This window comes from Arthrobacter sp. zg-Y844 (genome assembly GCF_024385465.1).
Classification (GTDB): Bacteria; Actinomycetota; Actinomycetes; order Actinomycetales; family Micrococcaceae; genus Arthrobacter_B.
Genome location: NZ_JANFLS010000001.1, coordinates 719,419 through 738,110, shown reverse-complemented (window position 1 = coordinate 738,110; position 18,692 = coordinate 719,419). Strand labels below are relative to the sequence as shown.

Sequence of the window (18,692 nt, the reverse complement as noted above, 5' to 3'; positions counted from 1 at the left end):
ATGGAGAACCTGCTTTCCGCTGAAAAGCTGGAGCTCGGCTACGACGAGCGCAAAGTGGTGGACTCGCTTTCGCTCACCCTCCCCGCCGGGAAAATCACGATCATCGTCGGTGCCAATGCCTGCGGAAAGTCCACCCTGCTGCGGGGCCTGGCCCGGCTGCTGAAGCCCACCGCCGGCACCGTCTACCTGAACGGCAAGGACATCTCCGCCGTGCCCAGCCGGCAGGTGGCGCGCACGCTCGGACTGCTTCCGCAGACCCCCACCGCCCCCGAGGGGATCACGGTGGCGGACCTGGTGGGCCGCGGCCGCTACCCCCACCAGGGCTGGTTCCGGCAGTGGACCTCCGCCGACGACGACGCGGTGGCCGCCGCACTGGCCGCCACGGACACGGTGGACCTGGCCGGACGCAGCGTGGATGAGCTTTCCGGCGGCCAGCGCCAGCGGGTCTGGATTGCCATGGCCCTGGCACAGGAAACGGACATCCTGCTGCTGGACGAACCCACCACCTTCCTGGACGTCACCCACCAGATCGAAGTCCTGGACCTGATTACCGACCTCAACCGGCGGGCCGGCACCACCGTGGCCATCGTGCTGCACGATTTGAACCTGGCCGCCCGTTACGCGGACCACCTGGTGGCCATGAAGGACGGGAAGATTGCCGCGGAAGGCGCCCCGGCCGACGTCGTGACCGAGGAACTGGTGGGCACCGTCTTCGGGCTGGCCTCCCGCGTTATCCCGGACCCGGTCTCCGGCACGCCGATGGTCGTCCCGCTTGGCCGCCACCACAGCGCCGCGCCGGAAACGGAATCGGAGCCGGAACCCGAACCGGAGCCGGAAAAACCACGGGGCTACCTGCCCAATCCGGGGGACGGCCAGCGCCGGTCCGGCATCAACGAGCCCATGGAGGCCGCATCATGACGCACGTCCGCTCCGCCAACGGGGCAACTGCGGCTTCCGCCGCAACCGCCGCACCCGCCGCACCCGTTCCGGCCCGCCACGGCCGCCGGGCCCGAAGCGCCGGCGCCGTGATGTCCTTCGACGTTGAGGTCAAACGGATTGCCCGGGTGGGTACCAACTTCCAGCGCGTCACCTTCGCCGGTCCCTGCCTGGCCGACTTCGGCGTGCAGGGACTGACCCACGACCTGCGGATCAAGGTGATTGTTCCCTGCGTCGACGCGGAAGGCACCTCCCTGCCGCTGCCGGACCTGTCCACGCTGGACGCCGGCTGGTACCAGGACTGGCTGAAGCTGGATCCGGCCACCCGCGGCTGCATGCGCACCTACACCGTCCGCGATGCACGCTGCTCCGGACCCGAACCGGAGATCGACGTCGACTTCGTGATGCACTTCGACGAGGACGGCAAGGGCGGGCCGGCTTCCAGCTGGGCGGCCTCCGCGGAACCGGGGGACCGGGTCTGCATCATTGGACCGAACGTTGCCCAGTGCGTCACCGCCGAGTCCTACGGCGGCATCGAATGGCGTCCCGGCATGGCCCGGCACGTGCTGCTCGCCGGGGATGAAACCGCCGTACCGGCCATCACCGCAATCCTGGAGTCGCTGCCCGAAGACGTCACCGGCCACGCCCTGATGGAAATTCCGTCCAGCGGCGACCGCCAGGAGGTCAGCACCAACTCCGGTGTGCAGATGATCTGGTTGGCCCGCGGCACCCGGCCGCACGGCGAACTGCTCGACGCCGCGGTGCGGCAGGTCGTGGCGCTGCCGGGCTGGGCATCGGTGGAGACGGCCGACGGCGCACCGTTCCGTCCCAGCCCCACCCTGCGGGAACCCGAGGAAGTCAACGTGGACGAGGCCATCCTGTGGGAAACCCCGCAGCGGCTGGATCCTGCCGTGGTGGAAGCCTCACGGAATCCGCATGCCCCGTCCGGTGCCCTTCCCTTCTATGCCTGGATTGCCGGCGAGGCCGCCGTGGTGCGCGGCCTGCGCCGCTACCTGGTGCGCGACGTCGGGATCGACCGCAAGCAGGTGGCCTTTATGGGCTACTGGCGCAAGGGCCGCGCCGAGCTTTCCTAGCGGATTCCCCATCTGATTTTTTCATTCGACGGGCCTGCCACACGGCGGGCCCGTCCTCCTGAGAGGAAGAACCATGAAAAGAACTCCGATTGCCGCTGCGCTGGTGGTCCCTGCGGTCCTGCTGGCCCTGAGCGGCTGCGGTGCAGACGCGGGGGACAGCCCGGAGTCCGGGGCAAGCACCGCAGGGTCGGAGCACTTTCCGGTAACCATCGACTCCGCCCTGGGGCAGGCCGTGGTTGAGGAAAAGCCCGAACGCGTGGTCACCATCGGCTGGGGCTCCGCGGACACCGCCGTCGCGCTGGGCACCACGCCGGTGGGCGTCGAAGAAGTCACCTGGGGCAACGACGAACACGGCAACTACCCGTGGGTCAGCGAAGCCATCGAGGAGCGCGGCGACGATTTCCCGGCCACCTTCACCGGAGGACAGGACATTGACATTGATGCCATTGTTGCCCTGGAACCGGACCTGATCCTGGCCCCGAACTCCGGCATCACCCAGGAGGACTTCGACATCCTCAACGATCTCGCTCCCACAGTGGCCTACCCGGAGCAGGCCTGGAACATCAGCTGGGATGACCAGATTTCGCTCATCGGCAAAGCCCTCGGCGAACCGGAGGCAGCACAGGACGCAGTTGACGGCATCGGACAGTCCCTTGCGGACAGCGCCGCCGAGCATCCCGAGTTTGCCGGAAAGACCTTCGCCTATGTCTGGGGCGGCGGCGCCCCCGGCTCCCTGGTGCTTTACAACGAGGGTGACGCACGCGTGGATATCCTCACCGCGCTGGGCATGACCGTGGCCCCCGAGGTGCGGGACATTCCCTCGAGCGAGGGAAGCTTCACCTCGGACCTGGGGCTGGAGAACGCAGGCAAGCTGAACGACGTCGACGTGCTGTTCACCTGGTACAACGACGAAGCAGAGCAGCAGCGCACCGAAGAACAGCGGCTTTTCGCGCAGATCCCCGCGGTTGAACGCGACTCCGTGGTGCGCAGCCTGGACCGCCAGGTCGGCATGGCCTCCAGCTTCCTGACGCCGTTGAGCGTTCCGTGGGTCCTGGATCGGTTCGAGCCGATGATTGAAGAAGCAGTTGCCAAGGTCGACTAATTCGACGCCTGGCTTGGTTCCGGCGCAGGCCGGAAACCCGGGAGCGGCCGGTGCAGGTGCGCAGGCCGCTCCCCGGCGTCCGCTGCTGGGCGCCGGGCGCGGGACGGCACTGCTGGCCGCAGGGCTGGGCATGTTGTTCCTCGCGGTCATCACCAGCCTCGCCGTCGGCGCCCACCAGCTGAGCCCGGCGGAGGTCGCGGCCTCGCTGTGGACGGAAATCAGCGGCACCGGCAGCACCTATGCAGATGACGTGGTAGCCAGCCGGATGCCGCGGACCGTCCTGGGCATGGTGGCCGGAGCCGCCCTGGCCGTGGCCGGGGTAATCATGCAGGGCCTGACCCGCAATCCGCTCGCGGATCCCGGCATCCTGGGCGTCAACGCTGGAGCCGCAGCCGCGATGGTCACGGGCATGGCGTTCTTCGGCCTCGGCGCCACGAGCGCGAATGTCTGGGTAGCCCTGCCCGGTGCGCTGCTCACCGTACTGGTGGTGTACGGCCTGGCCTCCGGCCGGCGCGGTTCGACGCCGGTCCGGCTGGTGCTGGCCGGCACCGTGATCTCTGCGGTGCTGCTCTCCTACATCCAGGCCATTGCCCTGACCCGGCCGGATGTGTTCACCATGTACCGGTTCTGGGCAGTGGGGTCCCTTAGCGGCCGGACCATGGAACAGGCCTATGACGTGCTGCCGTTCTTCCTGGTGGGACTGGTTGCCGCCCTCGCCACCGGCCGGACCCTGAATGCCCTGGCACTGGGCGAGGAAGCGGCGGCATCACTCGGGCTGCGGCCGCAGACCGCCAAGGTCACCGGTGCCCTGGCCGCCGCTCTCCTGTGCGCCTCGGCGACCGCAGCCGTCGGGCCCATCGGCTTTGTCGGCCTCGCGGTGCCCCACATCGTGCGCAGCTTTACCGGCCCGGACCACCGCTGGCTGCTGGTCCTGAGCGCCGTTGTCGGGCCTGCCCTGCTCCTGTTTGCGGATGTCGCCGGCCGCCTCGTGGCACAGCCCGGGGAAATGCTTACCGGCGTCATCACCGCCCTGCTGGGCGCACCGCTGCTGATCCTGGCCGTCCGCCGGATGCGGGCAGTGGCATGAGCGGCGTCCGCACCGTGCCGGGGAACCGCACCACGCGCGGCGTTCGCACGGCACCCGGAACCCGCACCTTCCGCCTGGGGAAGCGCGTGAGCTTCCAGTACCGCAGGCGCAGCCTCCTGATCTGCCTCCTCCTGACCAGCGCACTGATCCTGGTGGGAGCATTCACGCTGACCGCAGGGGAGCTGGGGCTGACCTGGCGCGAGTTGTTCGGACTTGCCGTCTCGCCGCCGGAGGGAAGTGCTTCCTTTGTGCTCGAACGGCTGCGCGGGCCGCGGTTCCTGACCGCAGTGGGCGCAGGCATCGCGTTCGGTGTGGCCGGATCCCTCTTCCAAACGGTCACCCGCAACCCGCTGGGCAGTCCCGAGGTGGTTGGTTTGACCAGCGGTGCGGCTGCCGGAGCCGCCGCCACCACGCTTTGGCCGGGCTACCTGCCCGTACCCGTCGCCGCGATCCTGGGCGGTGCCGTGGCAGTGGGACTGGTCTGGCTCAGTACCGGCCGCGGATTCGCGCGGCCCGGGAAGCTGATTGTGGCCGGTATCGGCATTTCCGCCGTAGCAACCGCCCTGACCTCGCTGGCGATGACGACTGTGGGGGAACAGCAGGCGCAGACACTGGCCTTCTACCTCAACGGGTCCCTGGCTTCCCGGTCCTGGTCCCATGTGGCCACGATCGCCGTCGCCGTCGTCCTTGTACTGCCCGCCGCGGCAGCACTGCAGCGGCAGTTGAACCTGGTGTCCCTCGGCGATGACATAGCCGCCGGGCTCGGCGTCCGGGTGGTGCGTACCCGTACGGTCGCCGTCCTACTGGCGGTGGTGTTGGCTGCAGCGGCCGTCAGCGTGTGCGGGCCCGTGGCGTTCGTGGCCCTGGTTGCCCCGCAGATCGCGCTGCGCCTGCTCGGGGTTTCCTCACCCGGTGTTGTCGCACCGGCGCTGGTAGGTGCGCTGGTACTGACGCTGTCCGACTTCGCCGTCCAGCAGATCGACGTCGGTGCGGCCCTTCCCGTGGGCATCTTCACCGCGGCCCTGGGCAGCCTCTACCTGGGCTACCTGTTGTTCGGGGAAGCACGCAAGGGCGTGCTCTGAGCCGGACCGGCCGTGGGCCCGGCGTTGGCGAGAGCCCTGACACGGGGGTGCCGGACACGGGTCACGGGGTGTGTTGGGATTGGCCACAAAAGGGGGACCGGCGGCCTCCCGGTTCCTAAAATTAAAAGCGGGCCGGATTGCCATGCGGAGGACCGGGATGGTCCCGCAGGTACGTTCCAATCCGGCTTGAGTGCTCCAGGGAACCCGGTGAAGGCTACCCGGGCCCGGAGAACGCAACGGACGGCAGAAAGTCCGGATCACAGAAGAGTCCTTGACCAACGCACACTGAGGTGATTGTTGACCGAGCACTTTTTAGACTCCGCACATTCAAAGAACTCCGATTCCTTCCCGGCGGGCGAACAGGCTCCCAAGCGAAATCCCCTTGATCTCCGGATCTCCGCCGAACGCGTGCGGGCCCGCGCAAAGGACCTGCGCACCCAGGCAGGGACGCTCCGTACGCGGGCTGAAGACCTGAGCGGCCGTGCGGCCAAGGAGGCGGGGGCCCGGGCAAAGGAACTGGGGGCCCAGGCCAAGGTGCTGGGCGCACGGACCAGGAACTGGATCCAGGAGAACGATGCCCCTAACCGGCGGACCGGCGCACTGTCCATCGCCGCCGCCGTCGCTATCGGCGGGCTCGTCACCGGAACGGCCGGAGCAGTCGAACCGGACCTGCGGATTGAACGCCAGGTTGTGGTGTCCGAGGTGCCCACAGTCCACCGCACGGACGGCGGAGACGGTACGGACGGCGCGGACGCCGGTGCCCCGGCAGCGGAGGCGCCCGAACCGGCACCTGCGGCGGAACCGGCTGCAGCGGAACCGGCCGCCGAGCCTGCTCCGGAACCGGTTGCCGAACCGGACCCGGGACCTGTCCCGCCCGTGGACGACATGGTGGTCACGTCTCCGTTCGGCAACCGGAACAACCCGCTGGCCCCGGGCGCCTTGGAATTCCACACCGGAACGGACTTCGGCGCGGTGACCGGAACCCCGGTGAAGGCCATGCTCGGCGGCACCGTCACCGAAGCCGGCTGGCATACCACCGGCGGCGGCGGGCTGCGCGTGGTTGTTGACCACGGCGACGGCCTGCAGACCACCTACAACCACCTCAACAGCATTGACGTGAGCGTGGGGCAGGCCGTGGACGCCGGCGCGGTGGTGGGTGGGGTCGGCAGCACCGGCAACTCCACCGGGCCGCACCTGCACTTCGAAGTGCTGCGCCACGGGGACTACGAAGACCCGATGGGCTGGTTGTAACCGGGCCGTCCGGAGACGGCCCGGTTCACGGGTTACGGCACCGGGTTGGTGAGGACCGCAGGGTCCTTCTTGCCGTGGGGCATCCGGATGCGCAGGGCGCTGGCATCCATCTCGAACAGGATATGGGTGGCGTTGCCCAGATGGTCGCCGTCCATCTCGAAGTCCAGCGGCGACTCGGCCCACACCTCGGCACGCTTGCACTGGTAGTACTCCACTGCGGTGCTGCTGCCCTTGCCGCGGCGCAGCAGCCCGGTCACCACGCCAACCCAGCCCAGCTTGCCCTTGGGCGCCAGGGTCAGGATGTCGAGCAGGCCGTCATCGAGTTTGGCACCCGGGAAAATCTCCAGGCCGCCGGTGATCTTGCCGCAGTTGCCACCCATGACGCTGCGGAGACGGCGGTGGACCGGCTTGCCGCCGTCAATCGAAATGGTGGTCTTCACGGGCTTGCCGGGAAGGTTCCGGATGCCGGCGTCGACGTACGCCAGCCAGCCGATCTTGTCCTTGAGCGTGTCCTTGGTGTCCGCCATCATGCCGGCGTCGTAGCCCAGCCCCGCCATCACCAGGAAAGTGTCGCTGTCCACGGCTTCGTCAACGGTGACGTGGACGACGTCGATGCGCCGCTCCGTGCCGTTGAGGGCGGCGCGGACCGCCTGCTCCGGGTCATCGACGCCGATGTCAAGGTTGCGGGCCAGGAGGTTGCCGGTGCCCAGCGGCAGGAGGCCCATGGGGAAGGAGGTGCCGGCCAGCTCCGCGGCGACGCAGCGCACGGTACCGTCTCCGCCGGCGGCAATCACCAGGTCGACGCCGGCTTCCATGGCCTTGCGCGCCATGGAGTGCCCCGGGTCCGCTTCCTCGGTGTCGAAGAACAACGGCTCATCCCAGCCTTCGTCGGCGCAGATTTCCGCAACCCGAACCCGGACGTCAAAATCCGTCTTCTTGATGGGGTTCACAATGACGGCGGCACGGGGACGCGACTGGGTGTCTGGGCTGGTCATGGTGTCCTTATCGTAAGCATGCGAACTATGGTCCGGCTCTGAGTCTAGCCCGGCACGGAGCCGTCGGCGGCGTGCGCGGCATCCTGCTTGGAACGGGAGTTTCCCGAGGAAGCTTGTAATCTGTGGTGGTGACTTTCAAGCAGCGATACGTGGCCCTGGGTGATTCGTTTACGGAAGGCGTGGGGGACGAGGATGAGACCCGTCCCAACGGCGTGCGTGGCTGGGCGGACCGCGTGGCCGAGCAACTGGTGCTCGCGGACAGCTCCTGGGGGTATGCGAACCTCGCCATCCGCGGCAAGAAGCTGCACCAGGTCCTGAACGAGCAGGTGGATGCCGCCATCGCGCTGTCGCCCACGCTGGTGACCATCTATGCCGGGGGCAATGACATCCTGCGTCCCAAGGTGGACATTGACGCCATAGTTGCCGCCTACGACGCCGGGATTGCGAAGCTGTGCTCCAGCGGTGCCGCGGTGCTTGTCTTCACGGGATTCGATTCGGGCAACTCCCCGGTCTTCGGCCGCACCCGCGGACGCACGGCGATCTACAACGAACTGGTCCGCGAGGCGGTGGAGAAGAACGACGCCGTGCTGGTGGACTACTGGCGCATGAAGAACCTCCAGGACGAACGGTACTGGGCCGTGGACCGCCTGCACATGTCCCCGGCCGGTCACATGCTGACCGCCAAGAAGGTGCTGGAAGTGCTCCGCGGAACGGACGCCATTAGCACTCCGGAGCTGGAGGAGCTGCCCGCGCGCAACCGGGTGGAGCAGCTCCGCCGGGATGCCCAGTGGGCGCGCGAATACCTCGGTCCGTGGGTGAGCCGCAGGCTCCGCGGAGTGTCTTCCGGGGACAACCTCAGCCCCCGTTATCCGGACCTGACGCACCCGCCGCTGCCCGCTTCGTAGCCGCCCGTGCGGGAAATCACATATGCGGCGATAAGTACGCTGTTTGTCTACCGAAACCGCCCCCGGCCCCTGCCCTGACAAGGGAAATTACGTTCCTCGATTCGGTGGATGCACCGCATTTTTCCTAAACTTGTAGGCCTGCCCGGCACCGTGTGGTGTTCGGGTGGTTGCTTCTGTCTCCAGCAGCCGACTTCGATCGAGGGAAGGCCCACATGCCGAAAGATGCACCCCCCCACGTCTCCGGAACCCCGGATTCACCGTCCAGACCGACGGCCCGCAAGACCCGCAGGTCCCCCCTGCGGCGCCGCCGTCTTGAGGTAGACGACGTAAATGTCGTCGACAAGTCCATGATGAAAAAGGCTGTCGGCGGCACGGTTGTCGGCAACACCATGGAATGGTTCGACGTCGGTGTCTACGGCTACCTCGCCGTCACCATGGGTGCCGTCTTCCTGTCCGACGCCGACAAGGACGCGCAGCTGCTCTTCAGCCTCGGCGTCTTCGCTGCCACCTTCATCGCCCGTCCGCTGGGCGGCGTCGTCTTCGGGCGCCTCGGCGACCGTATGGGTCGGCAGAAGACCCTGGCCATCACGCTGATCATGATGGCCGGTTCCACTTTCGTCATCGGCCTGCTGCCCAGCTACGGCACCATCGGCATCTGGGCTCCGATCCTGCTGGTGCTCATGAAGCTGCTGCAGGGCTTCTCCACCGGCGGCGAGTACGCCGGTGCCACCACCTTTGTTACCGAATACGCCTCCGACAAGAGGCGCGGCTTCCTCGCCAGCATCCTGGACCTGGGCAGCTACCTGGGCTTCGCCCTGGGTGCAGCAGTCGTATCGGTGATGCAGCTGCTGCTCTCCGACGCCGACATGGTGGACTGGGGCTGGCGCATCCCGTTCCTGGTTGCGGGGCCGATGGGCGCCGTCGCCATTTACTTCCGGCTCAAGATCGAAGAGTCCCCGGCCTTCCAGGCCACCCTGGATGCACAGGAAGCCGGCGCCAAAGCCGGCGACGAAACCGAGTCGCTGGGCACCATGGGCATTTTCCGTGCCTACTGGCGTCCGATCGTGCTGGCCATGGTCCTCGTGGCCGCCGCCAACACCGTGGGCTACGCGCTGACGTCCTACATGCCCTCCTATCTGACGGATTCCAAGGGCTACGATCCGGTCCACGGCACCATGCTGACCATCCCCGTGCTGGTTCTGATGGCACTGTGCATTCCGCTCACCGGCAAGCTCTCCGACCGCATCGGACGCCGTCCGGTGCTGTGGATGGGTGCCGGCTCCACCATCGTCCTGGCCGTTCCGTCCTTCTGGCTGATTGGCCAGGGTCCGGTTGCCACCACCCTGCTTGGCCTGGCGCTGCTCGCCGTCCCGGTGACCTTCTACGTGTCCAACCTGGCCTCCGCACTGCCGGCGCTCTTCCCGACCGCCAGCCGCTACGGTGCCATGGGCATCTCCTACAACTTCGCCGTTGCCATCTTCGGCGGCACCGCGCCGCTGATCATGCAGGGCCTCATCACCCTCACGGACAACGACATGATGCCGGCCTACTGGCTGATGTTCACCTCCGTGGCCGGTGCCATTGCCGTGGGCGTTATGAAGGAATCGGCCAACCGGCCGATGCCCGGTTCCATGCCGAGCGTGGACACCCACGCCGAGGCACACGAACTGGTGGCCGGCCAGGACGAGAACCCGCTGCTCGACGTCGATTCGCTGCCGTTCGACACCCTGGGAAGCCAGCAGGCGCCCTCCACTGCACAGCCCGCTGACAACCGCGCGGAGCCCGGCGTCAGCCGCTAACCGCAATACCGCCAGCCACAGGAGCCGGCTGGACGCCCCGCGCGTCCGGCCGGCTCCTGCCGTTGGGCACCGGTTGGAGCGCAGCCCCAACCCTGCGATCATTGAAACGTAAAGCTTTGACGAGAGGAACGCCGGGATGACTGAGAGCACCCCCCGCTGGCTAAGCGCGCCGGAACGGCAGGCCTGGCTGGCCCTGTACGCGGTATCGGGCCTTCTCCCGGCCGCGCTCGACGCCGATCTGTTCCGCCGTGCGCGGATCACCCTCTTCGATTACCACGTCCTGGCCATGGTCTCCGAGGCCGAAGGCAGGTCCCTGCCGATGAGCGAGCTGGCCGCGCGCTCCAACGCTTCGCTGTCCCGGCTTTCCCATGTGGTGAAGAAACTGGAGCAGCGCGGCTGGATGTCCCGGACTCCCTCGCCTGCGGATGCCCGGGTGACGACGGCGGCACTGACGGATGAAGGCATGGCCGCCCTCGAAGGACTCGCGCCGGAACATGTTGAATCCGTCCGGAAGGCGGTCTTCGATGCCCTCTCCGACGAAGACGTCGCGGATCTGGAACGGGTGGGAAAGAAGATACTCGCCCGCCTCGACCCCGGCAACGGCATTCTCGGGCCGAATCAGGCACCGTAGCGCCAAAGTCAACTTGTTGCCCGGGTGCCTGCCCTTGTTAACGTGGTTAGTACTGAGCTAACGCTCGATATCCACGGCACGATGAGAGGCACCACAGCATGCGCGTACCCCGAATCCTGACCGTAGTCCTCGCCGGCGGTGCCGGCGGACGGTTGGGCAGCTTAACGGACCACCGAGCGAAACCGGCCATCCCGGTTGCCGGGTCCTACAACCTCATCGACATTTCCCTCTCCAACCTGCACAACAGCGGCTTCGGCGATGTCTGGATTGTGGAGCAGTACAAGCCCCAGTCGCTCAATGACCAGATGGTCAGCGGGCGGCCCTGGGACCTTGACCGCACCCAGGGCGGGCTGCGGGTGCTTCCGCCCTTCCAGGGCGGCGACGGCGAAGGCTTCGCCCAGGGCAACGCGGACGCGCTGTACCGCCAGGCGGAGTACATCCGCGAATTTGATCCGGACCTCGTGCTGGTGCTCAGCGCCGACCATCTCTACCGCCTGGACTACCGCGACGTCGTCGAAACGCATCAGGCAAACGGGGCGGCCCTGACCCTGGTCACCACGAAGATCAACAACAACCCGGGAGACCACGGGGTGGTCGAGGTAACCGACGGGCTGGTCACCGGATTCGAGTACAAGCCCCAGGACCCGAAGACGGACCTGGTGGCGGCGGAGATCTTCCTCTATGACACCGATGTCCTCCTGAACGCACTGGACACCCTGGTGAAGCGGGACGGCCAGCTCGAGGATTACGGCGACCAGCTCATTCCCTACCTGGTGGAGCAGGAAAAGGTCGTGGAATACCGGCTGCCGGGGTACTGGCGGGACATGGGCACGCCGCGCAGTTACCACCAGGCGCACCTGGACCTGATCGAGGGCAACGGCCTGGATTTTGATGATCCGCAGTGGCCGATCCTCTCCGCCAGCCCGCGGCGGCTGCCGGCCTATGTCGGGCCGAACGGTGTCGCCGCGGAGAGCCTGCTGTCTCCCGGTGCCCGGGTCGAAGGCACCGTCCGCCGCAGCGTTCTCAGCGCCGGTGCAGTAGTGGAAGCCGGTGCCGAAGTGGATTCCTGCGTGCTGCTGGACGGCGTGGTGGTCCGGTCCGGAGCGCGGATCGCAAACCTGATCGTGGACTCCACGACGGTGATCGGCGGAGGGCGGAAACTGGACGGCGCGGAGCTGGATCCCGAAAACGGCGTGGCCGTGGTGGGACGCGATTCAAAGGCGGACGCGCCGTCGTCGTGATACCCGGCACGCAGGTACCTCCGAGTTTGAACGAAACGCCCGTTGCCCCTAGGATAGAGAGGCGTTAAGTCGTGTGTGTGTTAACCTGTTCCGCTCCGCGCGGGCAGGGGAGTATTTGCACGGCCACCCGTATAAACCTAGAATTGAAGGCTGTCGAGCCGGGTTCTCCCGTTCGGCTGCCTGAACTTCACCGTCTTCCCCGCGGCGAGGCACTTCGGCTGGATCTCACCCCGCCAGGTTAACCTCCGGAAAGTCGCAGTAATAACGGTGTCAAAACTGGTGGCGGGACGCTCTTTATGGCAGGTGCTTAGGCGCTTCCGCCTTGTGTCTGTTTTTTGAGGACCGTCATATTTACTACAACTGGAGGAGAGATCATGGCAGCTTACTGCCAGGTAACCGGAGCCATCCCCGGCTTTGGTCACAGCATTTCGCACTCGCACCGCCGCAACAAGCGTCGGTTCGACCCGAATATTCAGAAGAAGCGCTACTGGGTTCCGTCCCTGCGCCGCAACGTGACGCTGCAGGTTTCTGCACGCGGCATCAAGACGATTGACATCCGCGGCATCGACGCTGTTGTTACCGATCTGATCGCGAAGGGTGTGAAGCTGTAGTGGCTAAGGACAAGGACGTACGTCCGATCATCAAGCTGAAGTCCACTGCGGGCACCGGCTACACCTACGTAACTCGCAAGAACCGTCGTAACGATCCGGATCGTATGGTTCTGAAGAAGTACGATCCCAAGGTCCGCCAGCACGTCGATTTCCGTGAGGAGCGCTAAGAATGGCAAAGAAGTCCAAGATTGCCCGCAATGAGCAGCGCAAGGTTGTTGTTGAGCGCTACGCTGCCAAGCGCCTCGAACTGAAGAAGACCCTGGTAGACGCTAACGCTACCGACGAAGCCCGCGAAGCTGCACGCCTCGGCCTGCAGAAGCTTCCGCGCAACGCTTCCCCGGTCCGCCTTCGTAACCGCGACCAGATTGACGGCCGCCCCCGCGGTACCCTCCAGAAGTTCGGTATCTCGCGTGTGCGTTTCCGCAACATGGCCCACGCAGGCGAACTGCCGGGCATCAAGAAGTCCAGCTGGTAAGCACTGCCTACCGCTTTAGAAGGACGGTCCCTCAAAGGGGCCGTCCTTCTTGCTGTTAACGACCCTTTTGCGGGCCGGCCTGCTCAGCCGTTGCCGATGCAGCGCGAGTCCGCCATGCGCCGTCCTGCCCTGGCGCCTGCCTGCCGTCCTGTGCCTGGTGTCGCTGCGGTGTCTGCCTCGACTGGGAACATTCCTTTTGCTTCGGGAGAGCATCAGGAGGACATCGGTCGGTTGTGGGTGAAGCAGATGCTGTCTGTGGACCGGCCAGGCAGCATTTACTGCACTACGGACGACGAATCCGGGGCTTTGATGCCGTGAGGGGCGGATTCCCGCCCCATGGTGCTGCTGTTACTGACGTGGTCACTTCTACCGTCACGGCATCCCCAGATGGGATTTCCGGACAGGTTTTGCGCTATCCCAGTCCGGACCGGAGTCCTGGGCCGGCACTGATAGTACAGATATCGGGGTTATGGGCGCCGGATAAGCCCGTTATCTGCACAGCGGGTGCGGGGTGGCGCCGGATAAGCCCGTTATCTGCACAACGAGTGCCGGGCGGCGGAGGACACCGAGACCCGCCGCGGAGGTCCGAGGCCCGCCCGGGGTCAGCGGGTGCAGAGGCGTACGCACGCCTGCGCACGGGCAACCACCTATCACGGGACCAGCTTCCACGCGAGTTGACTGCTTATTGAGGGCAAAAAGCCACTTTTCGGCCGGATTATCGGGAAAAATCCGCTAAATGCAGGGGTTTTTGCCGGAGTTGGGGGTCCAAGCTGGTAAGTTTTCGAACAGCGGCGGTTTCGCATCCGCGTTCCGCTCGAGTTACCCCAGAGTCCAGGAGGACATAAATTGGCTATGAACCGCAGTGAACTTGTTGCCGCAGTTGCAGAAAAGTCCGGCAACAGCCAGACCGCAGTCAACGGCGTGCTGGATGCCGTCTTCGACATCTTCGTAGATTCCGTTGCCAAGGGCGAGAAGATCACCATCCCGGGTTGGCTGGCAGTTGAGCGCACCGACCGCGCTGCACGTACGGGCCGCAACCCGCAGACCGGCGAAACCATTCAGATCCCGGCAGGCCACAGCGTCAAGCTGACCGCCGGCTCCAAGCTGAAGGCTGCCGTCTCCACCAAGAAGTAGCAACACCAGCGGCAACCTGCCGCAGCATTTGAGAGGGCCGGCATCGCGAAGATGCCGGCCCTCCCGTGTTTTCGGGTGCAGGCCCGGGAGCCCAGCCGAAATGCCGCCGCGGCCGCACCGGCTGCAAACCCGTGACAGCCGCGACAATGATTGGCCCTATTTTTACAGCGGGTAGAGAATGGGTACTGTGCCAAAATCCGTCAAAACCCAGACCGATCGCCCCGCCGGCAGTTCGCGGCTTCCGCAGCACGGCAACGGGGGCGACCCAAGCGCAGCAGGGGAGAGCAGCAGCGCTGTTCCCGGCGTGCGCACCGGCTGGCTTGCAGCCGCCGGCGCCCTCGCCTTCATCGCCCTGGCAGCGGCCATGCTTTTCACCGGTGCCGCCGGAGCAACGCAGCTGGGGGATCCCGGATCGCTGACCCGCTGGGCACTCCCCGCAGCGAAGGCCGTGCAGAATATTTCCATGGCTGCCGTCATCGGCTCGCTTGTTTTCGCCGTGACGATCCTGCCCAAAAGCCTGAATTTTCGACGCGTGCGGAAAAACGCGTCCGGCCGGCCTGCACCTGCTGAGCCCGAGCATCCTGCGTTCACCCGTGCGCTGACCCTGACCTCGGTTGCCGCGGTCATCTGGACCCTCTCCGCGCTGGCGGTGATGGTGTTTACGTACTCGGATGTTTCCGGGCTGCCGCTCGGCACCGACTCCACTTACACGGCGGGCCTGGCGTCCTTCCTGACTGACTTTTCCACCGGCCGGGCCTGGCTGGCAGTGAGCATCATCGCCGCCGTAGTCACCGCACTGTCCTTCGGCGTGCGGTCCCTCGGCATGCTGGCCTTCACGCTGGTCCTCGCCGTCGGCGCCCTGCTCCCCACCGCCCTGATCGGGCACTCCGCCGGCGGGGACGATCATGCCGCAGCGGTGAACTCGATCGGGCTGCACCTGCTGGGCGTATGCCTTTGGATCGGCGGAATCATTGTCCTGGCCGTCGTATCCAGGCAGCTGGGTTCCATCACCGGCGTAGTCCTTGCCCGGTTCTCGGCCCTTGCCGGCTTCGCCTTCGCGCTGGTGTTCCTCTCCGGCGTCGTCAATGCGTCCCTGCGGATCAATTCGCTGGACCAGCTGGGGACGCCCTGGGGCGGCCTGGTCCTCACCAAAGCCGGGCTCACGCTGCTCCTGGGCGTTCTGGGGCTGATGCACCGCAACTGGATCATTCCGCGCCTCGCCGGTTCCCACCCGTCCCGTACCCCGGTGCCCGCCGGCACGGCAGTCCCCAACGGCGGGCTTTCGGCCCAACGGGTGCTCTGGCAGCTCATTGCCGTGGAACTGGCCGTCATGGGTGCCGTGTCCGGCGTGGCCGTGGCACTGGGCCGCACCGCGCCGCCGCGTTCCGAAGAGCTTCCCCAGGATGCCTCCCCGGCTCGTATCCTGACCGGCTACGACCTTCCGCCCGAGCTGACGCCGGAACGCTACCTCACCGAGTGGCGGCCGGACTGGCTCTGGGTTGCCGTCATCCTGACGCTGGCGACGTCCTATCTCATCGGCGCGGTGCGGCTGCGCCGCCGCGGAGACAAATGGCCGGTCCGGCGCACGGCCTGCTGGCTGGTTGGCCTGCTGGCCCTCGGCTACATCACCTGCGGCGCGCCGCAGGTTTACGGCATGGTCCTGTTCAGCACGCACATGCTGGCGCACATGGCCCTGACCATGGTGGTGCCGCTGTTCCTCGTCCTGGGGGCACCGGTCACCCTGGCGCTCAAGGCACTGACGCCCCGCACCGACGGTACCCGCGGGATCCGGGAATGGATCCTCATCGGAGTGCATTCACGCTTCTCGAAGATCATCACCAACCCGATCGTGGCCGCCGTGAACTTTGCCGGCTCCATCGTGGTCTTCTACTATTCGGACCTCTTCGGGCTGGCCCTGCGCGAACACGTTGGGCACGAGCTGATGGTGGTGCACTTCCTGCTGACCGGTTACATCTTCATCCTGACGATGATCGGGATCGACCCGTTGCCCGGCCGCGCGCCGTACCCGCTGCGCCTGGTGATCCTGCTCGCCACCATGGCCTTCCACGCCTTCTTCGGAGTGGCGGTGATGGGCGGAACGGCACTGATCCAGGCTTCCTACTTCGGGAACATGGGCCGGGAATGGGGACTGTCGGCCCTGGCGGACCAGCAGCTGGGCGGTTCGTTGATGTGGGGAATCGGTGAAATTCCGACCCTGTTCGTGGCCATCGGGGTGGCTTATCAGTGGTCCAAGAGCGACGCCCGGGAAACCCGGCGGCTGGACCGCGCAGCAGAGCGGAATAATGACGCCGATCTGACTGCTTACAACAACATGTTTGCAAACCTGGCACAGCGTGATGCCGGGACCCCGGATCAAGGAGATCGTTAATGACTGAAACCGTGCGCGCCGGATACCGGGTGCGGGCCTCGGAGCTTGAGGGCCGCAACTGGCTGAACACCGGCGGCCGGCAGCTGAACCTGGAGGATCTCCGCGGCAAGATCGTGTTGCTGGATTTCTGGACTTTCTGCTGCATCAACTGCCTGCACGTGCTGGACGAGCTCCGGCCCCTGGAGGAAAAGTTCTCCGACGTGCTGGTCACGGTGGGAGTCCATTCCCCGAAGTTCGAGCACGAAGCGGACCCGGTGGCCCTCGCCGCCGCCGTGGAGCGCTACGAAATCCACCACCCCGTGCTGGATGACCCGGAGCTGCTCACCTGGCAGGCCTACACCGCCCGTGCCTGGCCCACCCTGGTGGTCCTGGACCCCGAGGGGTACATCGTGGCGCATCTGTCCGGTGAAGGGCACGCAGCGGGCCTGGAATCGCTTGTGGCCGAGCTTGTGGAGGAACACGAGGCCAAGGGGACACTGCACCGCGGCGACGGCCCCTACGTCCCGGCAGAACCCACCGCCGGGGACCTGCGGTTCCCGGGAAAGGTGACCGCCCTGCCCGGGGGCACCTTCCTGGTTGCCGATACGGGCCACCACCGCCTCGTAGAGCTGGAAGCGGACCTGACGGGCGTCCGCCGGACCATCGGCGACGGCACCAAGGGCTGGCGGGACGGCGACGCCGGGACGGCACGCTTCAACGAACCCCAGGGTGTGGCCCTGCTGCCTGCCGACGTGGCGGAAAAGGCAGGGTACGACGTCGTAGTGGCGGACACGGTCAACCACCGCCTGCGCTCGGTGAACCTCGCTACCGGTGCCGTCCAGACCATCGCCGGCAACGGCGTGCAGCGGCTGCTGGACGCCGGGAACCAGACCAAGGCGGGTGCGGCATCCGCCGGATCCGGTGAAGCCGCGGGGGACAGTGCCCCCTCCGATTCCTCCGATCTGCTGGGCGCCGACCCGCTCAACATTTCGCTGTCCTCACCGTGGGACCTGGTCTGGTCCTCGAAGCTGCAGCGGCTGGTCATCGCCATGGCCGGCACCCACCAGATCTTCAGCTTTGATCCGGTAACCGGGGCCGTAGCCGTCCTGGCCGGCACGGGACTGGAAGGCCTGCTCAACGGCGCCGCCTCCGCGGCCTGGTTCGCCCAGTCCTCCGGCCTCGCCGAAGACAACGAGGGAAACCTCTGGGTGGCGGACTCCGAGACGTCCGCCCTGCGCAAGCTGTCCCTGGACGGCACCGGCATCCAGGTGGAAACCGCCGTCGGCACCGGCCTGTTCGACTTTGGCTTCCGCGACGGCGCCGCCTCCCAGGCCCGGCTGCAGCACCCGCTGGGCGTAGCCGTGCTGCCGGACGGTTCCGTGGCCGTTGCCGACACCTACAACGGTGCGGTGCGGCGCTACGATCCGGTCACGGGCACCGTCTCCACCCTGGCCCGCGGACTCTCCGAGCCTTCGGACGTGCTGGTGGACAACAGCGCCGCCGAACCGCTGCTGATTGTGGTCGAGTCCAACCGGCACCAGCTGGTCCGCCTGCCCATCCCGAAGGAAGCCCAGTCCGTGGATGAAGGCGCCCGGCAGACGCAGCGGCCGAAGACCCCCGTGGAAGCCGGACCAATGTCCCTGACGGTGCGCTTTGCCGCTCCCAAGGGCCAGAAGCTCGATGACCGCTGGGGCGATCCCACGCAGTTGAAGATCTCCGCCTCCCCGGAGGCACTGCTCGTTTCCGGCGGCGGTACGGCCACGGGGCTGACCCGTGAGCTCGTGCTCTCCGACACGGTGACGGATGGAGTACTGCACATCACCGCCCGTGCTGCCGCCTGCGACGGAGAGCCGGGCGGGGAGATCCCGGACCACGCGGCCTGCCACATGTACCAGCAGGACTGGGGCATTCCGGTAGTGCTGCAGGCCGGCGGCGAGTCCGAGCTGGTCCTGGACCTGCGCGGACTGGACTGAGCACCTCT

General features: G+C 66.6%; 17 protein-coding genes. 16 read left to right on the top strand and 1 reads right to left on the bottom strand.

Features of this window, described 5'->3' with window-relative positions:
* The 6 genes from NNX35_RS03455 (at position 1) to NNX35_RS03430 (ending at position 6,552) form a co-directional block, all read left to right on the top strand.
* On the top strand, positions 1-918 hold the full coding sequence (locus NNX35_RS03455; RefSeq protein ID WP_255765129.1) for an ABC transporter ATP-binding protein: 918 nt from the start codon (positions 1-3) through the stop codon (positions 916-918).
* A 110-nt stretch (positions 919-1,028) separates the two neighbouring features.
* Positions 1,029-2,030: a siderophore-interacting protein gene (locus tag NNX35_RS03450; RefSeq protein WP_255867308.1), complete on the top strand. Its 1,002-nt coding sequence runs from the start codon at positions 1,029-1,031 to the stop codon at positions 2,028-2,030.
* A gap of 73 nt (positions 2,031-2,103) precedes the next feature.
* On the top strand, positions 2,104-3,132 hold the full coding sequence (locus tag NNX35_RS03445) for an iron-siderophore ABC transporter substrate-binding protein (protein WP_255866978.1): 1,029 nt from the start codon (positions 2,104-2,106) through the stop codon (positions 3,130-3,132).
* Positions 3,133-3,145: 13 nt separating this feature from the next.
* Positions 3,146-4,219: an iron ABC transporter permease gene (locus tag NNX35_RS03440; protein ID WP_255866977.1), complete on the top strand. Its 1,074-nt coding sequence runs from the start codon at positions 3,146-3,148 to the stop codon at positions 4,217-4,219.
* On the top strand, positions 4,216-5,301 hold the full coding sequence (locus NNX35_RS03435; RefSeq protein WP_255765126.1) for an iron chelate uptake ABC transporter family permease subunit: 1,086 nt from the start codon (positions 4,216-4,218) through the stop codon (positions 5,299-5,301). The genes NNX35_RS03440 and NNX35_RS03435 overlap by 4 nt, the downstream gene beginning before the upstream one ends.
* A 297-nt stretch (positions 5,302-5,598) precedes the next feature.
* On the top strand, positions 5,599-6,552 hold the full coding sequence (locus tag NNX35_RS03430) for a M23 family metallopeptidase (protein ID WP_255866976.1): 954 nt from the start codon (positions 5,599-5,601) through the stop codon (positions 6,550-6,552).
* 32 nt (positions 6,553-6,584) lie between these two features.
* On the opposite strand, the gene NNX35_RS03425 is transcribed toward NNX35_RS03430, so the two are convergent.
* Entirely contained in the window at positions 6,585-7,547 is a 963-nt protein-coding gene (locus NNX35_RS03425; RefSeq protein WP_255765124.1) for a diacylglycerol kinase family protein, read from the bottom strand.
* A gap of 128 nt (positions 7,548-7,675) precedes the next feature.
* Here NNX35_RS03425 and NNX35_RS03420 point away from each other — a divergent pair, with 128 nt between their 5' ends.
* From NNX35_RS03420 to NNX35_RS03375, 10 genes are all read left to right on the top strand, one after another.
* Positions 7,676-8,452, top strand: coding sequence for an SGNH/GDSL hydrolase family protein (locus NNX35_RS03420; protein ID WP_255765123.1), 777 nt, complete (start codon positions 7,676-7,678; stop codon positions 8,450-8,452).
* Between the two features lie 212 nt (positions 8,453-8,664).
* Positions 8,665-10,251, top strand: a complete 1,587-nt coding sequence (locus tag NNX35_RS03415) for an MFS transporter (protein WP_255765122.1) — start codon at positions 8,665-8,667, stop codon at positions 10,249-10,251.
* 136 nt (positions 10,252-10,387) lie between these two features.
* Positions 10,388-10,882 (top strand): MarR family winged helix-turn-helix transcriptional regulator, encoded by a 495-nt coding sequence (locus tag NNX35_RS03410; protein ID WP_255765121.1) that lies wholly within the window; start codon positions 10,388-10,390, stop codon positions 10,880-10,882.
* A gap of 98 nt (positions 10,883-10,980) precedes the next feature.
* A complete protein-coding gene (locus NNX35_RS03405) occupies positions 10,981-12,123 on the top strand; it encodes a glucose-1-phosphate adenylyltransferase family protein (protein ID WP_255866975.1) in 1,143 nt (380 codons plus the stop codon).
* A gap of 374 nt (positions 12,124-12,497) precedes the next feature.
* Positions 12,498-12,734 carry a 50S ribosomal protein L28 gene (rpmB, locus tag NNX35_RS03400; RefSeq protein ID WP_146360594.1) on the top strand — a complete coding sequence of 79 codons (237 nt, stop codon included), beginning with the start codon at positions 12,498-12,500 and terminating at the stop codon, positions 12,732-12,734.
* On the top strand, positions 12,734-12,901 hold the full coding sequence (gene rpmG, locus NNX35_RS03395) for a 50S ribosomal protein L33 (protein WP_255866974.1): 168 nt from the start codon (positions 12,734-12,736) through the stop codon (positions 12,899-12,901). The genes rpmB and rpmG overlap by 1 nt, the downstream gene beginning before the upstream one ends.
* A gap of 2 nt (positions 12,902-12,903) precedes the next feature.
* Entirely contained in the window at positions 12,904-13,209 is a 306-nt protein-coding gene (rpsN, locus tag NNX35_RS03390) for a 30S ribosomal protein S14 (protein ID WP_146360596.1), read from the top strand.
* 846 nt (positions 13,210-14,055) lie between these two features.
* A complete protein-coding gene (locus NNX35_RS03385) occupies positions 14,056-14,343 on the top strand; it encodes an HU family DNA-binding protein (protein ID WP_269440137.1) in 288 nt (95 codons plus the stop codon).
* A 178-nt stretch (positions 14,344-14,521) separates the two neighbouring features.
* Positions 14,522-16,732, top strand: coding sequence for a cytochrome c oxidase assembly protein (locus NNX35_RS03380; protein ID WP_370646938.1), 2,211 nt, complete (start codon positions 14,522-14,524; stop codon positions 16,730-16,732).
* Positions 16,732-18,684 carry an NHL domain-containing thioredoxin family protein gene (locus NNX35_RS03375; protein WP_255866973.1) on the top strand — a complete coding sequence of 651 codons (1,953 nt, stop codon included), beginning with the start codon at positions 16,732-16,734 and terminating at the stop codon, positions 18,682-18,684. The genes NNX35_RS03380 and NNX35_RS03375 overlap by 1 nt, the downstream gene beginning before the upstream one ends.
* The last annotated feature ends 8 nt before the right edge of the window (positions 18,685-18,692 follow it).